Annotated in this window: 5 protein-coding genes; 3 read left to right on the top strand and 2 right to left on the bottom strand. The window is 57.8% G+C overall.

Going from position 1 to position 7,631, the window contains the following annotated elements; genetic code table 11:
* Nucleotides 1-146 precede the first annotated feature (146 nt).
* The gene (locus ACTD9P_RS28995; RefSeq protein ID WP_438870336.1) at nucleotides 147-2,372 is read right to left on the bottom strand and encodes an NADP-dependent isocitrate dehydrogenase; all 2,226 of its coding nucleotides are present in this window, start codon (nucleotides 2,370-2,372) and stop codon (nucleotides 147-149) included.
* 493 nt (nucleotides 2,373-2,865) lie between these two features.
* On the opposite strand from ACTD9P_RS28995, the gene icd reads away from it, so the two are divergent.
* Nucleotides 2,866-4,122 (top strand): NADP-dependent isocitrate dehydrogenase, encoded by a 1,257-nt coding sequence (gene icd, locus ACTD9P_RS28990; RefSeq protein ID WP_438870335.1) that lies wholly within the window; start codon nucleotides 2,866-2,868, stop codon nucleotides 4,120-4,122.
* Nucleotides 4,123-4,202: 80 nt separating this feature from the next.
* Here icd and ACTD9P_RS28985 read toward each other — a convergent pair whose 3' ends face one another.
* Nucleotides 4,203-4,514: a cold shock domain-containing protein gene (locus ACTD9P_RS28985; RefSeq protein WP_438870334.1), complete on the bottom strand. Its 312-nt coding sequence runs from the start codon at nucleotides 4,512-4,514 to the stop codon at nucleotides 4,203-4,205.
* A 225-nt stretch (nucleotides 4,515-4,739) separates the two neighbouring features.
* On the opposite strand from ACTD9P_RS28985, the gene clpS reads away from it, so the two are divergent.
* On the top strand, nucleotides 4,740-5,108 hold the full coding sequence (gene clpS, locus ACTD9P_RS28980; RefSeq protein WP_005789091.1) for an ATP-dependent Clp protease adapter ClpS: 369 nt from the start codon (nucleotides 4,740-4,742) through the stop codon (nucleotides 5,106-5,108).
* A 29-nt stretch (nucleotides 5,109-5,137) separates the two neighbouring features.
* The gene (gene clpA / locus ACTD9P_RS28975) at nucleotides 5,138-7,408 is read left to right on the top strand and encodes an ATP-dependent Clp protease ATP-binding subunit ClpA (RefSeq protein WP_056861703.1); all 2,271 of its coding nucleotides are present in this window, start codon (nucleotides 5,138-5,140) and stop codon (nucleotides 7,406-7,408) included.
* Nucleotides 7,409-7,631: the final 223 nt, after the last annotated feature.

The following is a 7,631-nucleotide window of genomic DNA, read 5'->3' as shown; positions in this document are numbered from 1 at the left end:
GGGTCAGATATGCATCGGGTGACTGGCACACCGCATTCGCGAGCAAGCCCGCTCCCACATTTTGATCCGGTTTGTTCAGCAAAACCGCAGTGTTCTGAAACAGAAACCCCGGCACATGGCCGGGGCTTCTTTGCATCCTTACAACCTTACTTCAACTTGGCAATGGCCGCGTTGAGGGTGTTGCTTGGGCGCATGGCTTTGCTGGTCAGCTCCGGGTTCGGCGCGTAGTAGCCGCCGATGTCGACTGGCTTGCCCTGTACCGCGTTCAGCTCGGCAACGATGGTTGCCTCGTTGTCGGTCAGGGTCTTGGCCAGTTCGCCGAACTGCGCTTGCAGTGCAGCGTCTTCAGTCTGGGCGGCCAGGGCTTGTGCCCAGTACAGCGCCAGGTAGAAGTGGCTGCCGCGGTTGTCGATGTTGCCGACTTTGCGCGATGGCGACTTGTTGTTGTCGAGGAACTGGCCAGTGGCCTGGTCCAGGGTCTTGGACAGTACCAGGGCTTTTGGGTTGTTGTAGGTGACACCCAAATGCTCAAGGGACGCGGCCAGGGCCAGGAACTCGCCCAGGGAATCCCAACGCAGGAAGTTTTCTTCAACCAGTTGCTGCACGTGTTTTGGAGCCGAACCGCCGGCGCCGGTTTCGAACAGGCCGCCACCGTTCATCAGCGGCACGATCGACAGCATCTTGGCGCTGGTGCCCAGTTCCATGATCGGGAACAGGTCGGTCAGGTAGTCGCGCAGTACGTTACCGGTTACCGAGATGGTGTCCAGGCCCTTGCGGGTGCGCTCCAGGGTGAACTTCATCGCGTCGACCGGCGACATGATGCGGATGTCCAGGCCTTCGGTGTTGTGGTCTTTCAGGTAGGCCTGAACTTTCTCGACCACTACGCCATCGTGCGCACGCTGTGGGTCCAGCCAGAAGATGGCCGGGGTGTTGCTGGCGCGAGCACGGTTGACGGCGAGCTTGACCCAGTCCTGGATCGGCGCGTCTTTGGTCTGGCACATGCGGAAGATGTCGCCGGCTTCGACAACCTGTTCCATCAGCAAGGTGCCCTTGCTATCGGTGACGCGGACTACGCCGTCAGCCTTGATCTGGAAGGTCTTGTCGTGGGAACCGTACTCTTCGGCTTTCTTGGCCATCAAGCCAACGTTTGGCACGCTGCCCATGGTGGTTGGGTCGAAAGCGCCATTAGCCTTGCAGTCTTCGATGACGGCTTGGTAGATGGTGGCGTAGCAGCGATCCGGGATCACCGCCTTGGTGTCGTGCAGCTGGCCGTCGGTGCCCCACATTTTGCCGGAGTCACGGATCATGGCTGGCATCGAGGCGTCGACGATGACGTCGCTCGGCACGTGCAGGTTGGTGATGCCTTTATCGGAGTTGACCATCGCCAGGGAAGGGCGAGCGGCGTAGACCGCCTGAATGTCAGCTTCGATCTGCGCTTGCTGCTCGGCCGGCAAAGCCTTGATGCGAGCGTACAGGTCGCCGATACCGTTGTTCAGGTTGAAGCCGATCTGTTCCAGCACGGTGGCGTGCTTGGCCAGGGCGTCTTTATAGAACTCGGCAACGATCTGGCCGAACATGATCGGGTCGGAGACCTTCATCATGGTGGCTTTCAAGTGAACCGAGAGCAGCACGCCTTGCTGCTTGGCGTCTTCGATTTCAGCGGCAATGAACGCGCGCAGGGCTTTTTTGCTCAGCACGGCGGTGTCGATGATTTCGCCGGCTTGTACCGAGGTCTTTTCTTTCAAGACGGTCGCGGTGCCGTCTTTGGCGATCAGTTCGATCTTCACGGCGTCAGCGGCTTCGATCTGCACGGCTTTTTCGCTGCCGTAGAAGTCGCCGTTGCTCATGTGTGCGATGTGCGACTTGGAATCAGCAGCCCAGGCGCCCATTTTGTGCGGGTGCTTGCGCGCGTAGTTCTTGACCGACAGCGGTGCGCGGCGGTCGGAGTTGCCTTCGCGCAGTACCGGGTTCACGGCGCTGCCCTTGACCTTGTCGTAACGTGCACGGGTTTCTTTTTCCGCGTCGGTGGTTACGGTTTCCGGGTAGTCCGGCAGGGCGTAGCCCTGGGCCTGCAGTTCCTTGATCGCCGCTTGCAGCTGCGGGGTCGAGGCGCTGATGTTAGGCAGCTTGATGATGTTGGCTTCCGGCGTAACGGCCAGGTCGCCCAGTTCGGCGAGGTGGTCCGCGATTGCCTTGGTGCCCAGTTGCTCGGGGAAGCTTGCGAGGATGCGCGCGGCCAGGGAAATGTCGCGGGTTTCCACAGCAATATCAGCGGAAGCGGTGAAGGCCTCTACGATAGGCAGCAGTGAATAGGTGGCGAGGGCTGGGGCTTCGTCGGTGAAGGTGTAGATGATCTTCGAGCGGGTGGGCATATTCGGATTAACTCTCTTCTTTGCTGAAAGCGTGCGCAGAAACTCGAGATGCGCCGGGTGGAGCGCGTTCGTTCAAAGTCATCCATGAGCGAAATGTCGAGGTTTCTTCGCGGTGATGTTGGTTTGCATCAGTCGAGCGTCAAGCGGGTGGACTATTGTATTAGTCCTGCTTTGTAGCGGAAGGCTTTGTTCTAGAGCGGTCCGCCGTCGTGACTCTTTGGTCAGCGGCGGCATTATACATAGGTCGCTATGCTTACGCCGAGCCTTCATACAAAAGGTGTGTCGTCCATTGGTCTAAAGGTCGCAGGGCGCAAAGCGCGGCGAGCGCCGCACGATGTGCTCAAGATTGGCGATTTTGCCTTTGCTTTCAGGCTTGTAGGCGACAAATTATGCTGTTTTCGATGCAAATGAGCATGGCGTGAGGTTTCAGTCGCCATTTATCTGGAGTAGGCTCGAACGCAGCCAGATGTTCAATCCATAGATGGAGTTCAGCATGGGATACAAGAAGATTCAGGTTCCGGCAGTCGGCGACAAAATCACCGTCAATGCAGACCATTCTCTCAATGTTCCTGACCAACCGATCATCCCTTATATAGAAGGCGACGGTATTGGCGTCGACATCAGCCCGGTGATGATCAAGGTGGTCGACGCAGCTGTTGAAAAGGCCTACGGCGGCAAGCGCAAAATCTCCTGGATGGAGGTGTATGCCGGCGAAAAGGCGACTCAAATCTACGACCAGGACACCTGGCTGCCCCAGGAAACCCTGGATGCGGTCAAGGATTACGTGGTTTCCATCAAAGGCCCGCTGACCACGCCGGTGGGCGGCGGCATCCGTTCGCTGAACGTGGCCCTGCGCCAGCAACTCGATTTATATGTCTGCCTGCGCCCGGTGCGCTGGTTTGAAGGCGTGCCCAGCCCGGTCAAGAAGCCGGGCGACGTGGACATGACCATCTTCCGTGAAAACTCCGAAGATATTTACGCCGGGATCGAGTGGAAAGCCGGTTCGCCGGAAGCGATCAAGGTGATCAAGTTCCTCAAGGAAGAAATGGGCGTTACCAAGATCCGTTTCGACCAGGACTGCGGGATTGGCGTCAAGCCGGTCTCCAAAGAAGGCACCGAGCGCCTGGCGCGCAAAGCCCTGCAATATGTAGTGGATAATGACCGTGATTCGCTGACCATCGTACACAAAGGCAACATCATGAAGTTCACCGAGGGTGCCTTCAAAGAGTGGGCCTACGGTATTGCCGAAAAGGAATTTGGCGCGACCCTGCTCGACGGCGGCCCGTGGATGCAGTTCAAAAACCCGAAAACCGGCAAAAATGTGGTGGTCAAGGACGCGATTGCCGACGCCATGCTCCAGCAAATCCTGCTGCGCCCGGCGGAATATGATGTGATTGCAACGCTTAACCTTAACGGCGACTACCTGTCTGACGCGTTGGCAGCGGAAGTAGGCGGTATCGGCATTGCGCCGGGGGCCAACCTCTCCGACACCGTAGCGATGTTCGAGGCCACCCACGGTACTGCGCCTAAATATGCAGGCAAGGATCAGGTCAACCCGGGTTCGTTGATTTTGTCGGCGGAAATGATGCTGCGGCACATGGGTTGGACGGAGGCGGCGGACTTGATTATCAAAGGTACCAATGGCGCGATTTCGGCCAGGACCGTGACCTATGACTTCGAGCGTCTGATGGAGGGGGCGAAATTGGTCTCGTCGTCAGGCTTTGGTGATGCGTTGATTTCGCATATGTAAAAGAAGCCTATAAAAAACCGGCCCTCCTGACTGGGTCAGGAGGGCCGGTTTTTTATTCAGGTGACTTGCTTAAAAGCTGATCAGGCCGGTTGCTTCTTTTTTGATTGAGAGGGCTGATCTGCCTTGGCCTTCGTTTCGTGAGATTCATCGTGGGCTGTTCCGGGTGCGGCTGCGCATGCGGCGCAGATTGCGACAGCATGCATGCCTTTGGGGCCCTGAAGAATTTCAAACACTACTTCTTGGCCCGCCTTCAGCGTCTTGTAACCCTCCATGGTAATCGCTGAATAATGCGCGAAGAGGTCTTCGTCAGGGTTGCTATCCGCAATAATGAACCCGAACCCCTTGGCATTGTTGAACCACTTGACCTTGCCACTGATCTTGACGCCAGACATAACCATATCCCTCTGCACCAGACTCCATCACTGGAGTATCATCCAGTTTATCCGTCCTAACCCGAATAAATAAGGTTGACTGCGCGGACCTTTTTTACCCACTGTGGGTTCTATTGGTTGTAACACCGTTTCGCCGATAGTCAAGGCGACCAACCGGTCAGTAGTTGAAAATCTGACAGGTCGCCCCCACCACTGTATTTGAACCACTGACGAACCTTTCTTTCCATGCATGCAAACAGCCAGATTCGACTAACATTCAATCAGGATCGCCCGGATCAGGAACACGATGACGACGGTTCTGCAGGCATTGCTGTCCAGGAGGCGAAGCCTGCTTTACAGGCGCCGCCGATGTACAAGGTGGTTTTGTTTAATGATGACTACACACCGATGGATTTCGTCGTCGAAGTGCTCGAGGTGTTTTTTAACCTGAACCGCGAGCTGGCGACCAAGGTAATGCTGGCCGTTCACACAGAAGGACGGGCAGTATGTGGAGTGTTTACCCGTGACATCGCCGAGACAAAGGCCATGCAGGTCAACCAGTACGCCAGGGAAAGCCAGCATCCGCTACTCTGTGAAATCGAGAAGGACGGTTAACGCCGACCACTTGGGTATGAGGTGAAGCTATGTTAAACCGCGAGCTCGAAGTCACCCTCAATCTTGCCTTCAAGGAGGCCCGTTCGAAGCGTCATGAATTCATGACCGTCGAGCACCTGCTGCTGGCACTTTTGGATAACGAAGCTGCCGCCACCGTGCTACGTGCGTGCGGCGCCAACCTCGACAAACTCAAGCATGACCTGCAGGAGTTTATCGACTCCACCACGCCACTGATCCCCGTGCATGACGAGGACCGTGAGACCCAGCCAACCCTGGGCTTTCAGCGGGTATTGCAGCGTGCTGTCTTCCACGTACAGAGCTCCGGTAAGCGTGAGGTCACGGGCGCCAATGTGCTCGTGGCGATTTTCAGCGAGCAGGAAAGCCAGGCAGTGTTCCTGCTCAAGCAGCAGAGCGTTGCCCGTATTGATGTCGTCAACTACATCGCCCACGGTATCTCCAAGGTGCCAGGGCACGGCGATCATTCCGAGGGTGAGCAGGATATGCAGGACGACGAGGGCGGTGAGTCTTCTTCTTCGGGCAATCCACTGGATGCCTATGCCAGCAACCTCAACGAACTGGCGCGCCAAGGGCGGATTGACCCGCTGGTGGGGCGTGAGCTTGAGGTTGAGCGTGTAGCGCAGATCCTCGCGCGTCGTCGCAAGAACAATCCGTTGCTGGTGGGCGAGGCGGGCGTGGGTAAAACCGCGATTGCCGAAGGCCTGGCCAAGCGCATCGTGGATAACCAGGTGCCTGATCTGTTGGCCAACAGCGTCGTCTACTCCCTTGACCTGGGCGCGTTGCTCGCCGGGACCAAGTACCGTGGCGATTTCGAGAAGCGCTTCAAGGCGCTGCTCGGCGAGCTGAAAAAACGCCCGCAGGCCATCCTGTTTATTGATGAAATCCACACCATCATTGGTGCCGGTGCGGCGTCCGGTGGGGTGATGGACGCCTCCAACCTGCTCAAGCCGTTGCTGTCGTCGGGTGATATCCGCTGCATCGGTTCGACCACGTTCCAGGAATTTCGCGGCATCTTCGAAAAAGACCGTGCCCTGGCGCGTCGCTTCCAGAAAGTCGACGTGTCCGAGCCTTCGGTTGAAGACACCATCGGCATCCTGCGCGGCCTCAAGGGGCGCTTCGAGGCGCACCACGGCATTGAGTACACCGATGAAGCCCTGCGCGCCGCTGCTGAGCTGGCATCGCGCTACATCAATGACCGGCATATGCCGGACAAGGCCATCGACGTGATCGACGAGGCGGGCGCCTACCAGCGCCTGCAACCGGTCGAGAAGCGTGTGAAGCGCATCGACGTGCCGCAAGTCGAGGACATCGTGGCCAAGATCGCGCGTATTCCGCCCAAGCACGTCAACAGTTCCGACAAGGAGCTGCTGCGTAACCTGGAGCGCGACCTCAAGCTCACGGTGTTCGGTCAGGATGCAGCCATCGACGCGCTGTCCACCGCAATCAAACTCTCGCGTGCGGGCCTCAAGTCGCCGGACAAACCGGTCGGTTCGTTCCTGTTCGCAGGCCCCACCGGCGTCGGCAAGACTGAAGCGGCGCGGCAATTGGCCAAGGCCATGGGCATTGAGCTGGTGCGTTTCGACATGTCCGAATACATGGAGCGCCACACCGTGTCACGCCTGATCGGTGCGCCTCCGGGCTATGTCGGGTTCGACCAGGGCGGCCTGTTGACCGAAGCCATTACCAAGCAGCCGCACTGCGTGTTGTTGCTCGATGAAATCGAAAAGGCTCACCCGGAAGTCTTTAACCTGCTGCTGCAGGTCATGGACCACGGCACCCTGACCGATAACAACGGGCGCAAGGCGGACTTCCGCAACGTCATCGTGATCATGACCACCAACGCCGGTGCTGAAACCGCCGCGCGGGCCTCCATCGGCTTTACCCATCAGGACCACTCGTCTGATGCGATGGAAGTGATCAAGAAGAGCTTCACGCCGGAGTTCCGCAACCGTCTGGACACCATTATCCAGTTTGGTCGCCTCAGCCATGAGGTCATCAAAAGCGTGGTGGACAAGTTCCTTACCGAGCTTCAGGCGCAGTTGGAAGACAAGCGCGTGCAGCTGGAAGTGACGGATGCGGCGCGCAACTGGCTGGCTGAAGGCGGCTATGACTCGGCAATGGGCGCTCGCCCAATGGCGCGTCTGATCCAGGACAAGATCAAGCGGCCGTTGGCCGAAGAGATCCTGTTTGGCGAGCTTTCCGACCATGGTGGTGTGGTGCATATCGACCTGAAGGATGGCGAGCTGACCTTCGAGTTCGAAACCACGGCCGAAATGGCCTGATAGCTGTTCGCAACACAGCAAAAAGGCGCCGAAAGGCGCCTTTTTGCTGTCTCGAGAATGCAATCGTCAAAACACTGATGATCCCCTGTGGAAGCTCTTCAGTGCATGCAAATCCGCAGTCGACATCATATTCAAAACTGCATGCGGTCAACTGTGGGGGTGGGCTTGCTCGCGAATGCGGTGGGTCAGTGACAGATGAATTGACTGACCCACCGCATTCGCG

The sequence above is a fragment of the Pseudomonas onubensis genome (genome assembly GCF_965653655.1).
In the GTDB taxonomy this organism is placed as follows: domain Bacteria; phylum Pseudomonadota; class Gammaproteobacteria; order Pseudomonadales; family Pseudomonadaceae; genus Aquipseudomonas.
This window is presented reverse-complemented; position numbering and strand designations above follow the sequence as displayed.

Coding starts and splice junctions, on each gene's coding strand:
- clpA (WP_056861703.1), top strand. CDS start 5,138: ATGTTAAACCGCGAGCTCGAAGTCACCCTCAATCTTGCCTTCAAGGAG.
- clpS (WP_005789091.1), top strand. CDS start 4,740: ATGCATGCAAACAGCCAGATTCGACTAACATTCAATCAGGATCGCCCG.
- ACTD9P_RS28995 (WP_438870336.1), bottom strand. CDS start 2,372: ATGCCCACCCGCTCGAAGATCATCTACACCTTCACCGACGAAGCCCCA.
- icd (WP_438870335.1), top strand. CDS start 2,866: ATGGGATACAAGAAGATTCAGGTTCCGGCAGTCGGCGACAAAATCACC.
- ACTD9P_RS28985 (WP_438870334.1), bottom strand. CDS start 4,514: ATGTCTGGCGTCAAGATCAGTGGCAAGGTCAAGTGGTTCAACAATGCC.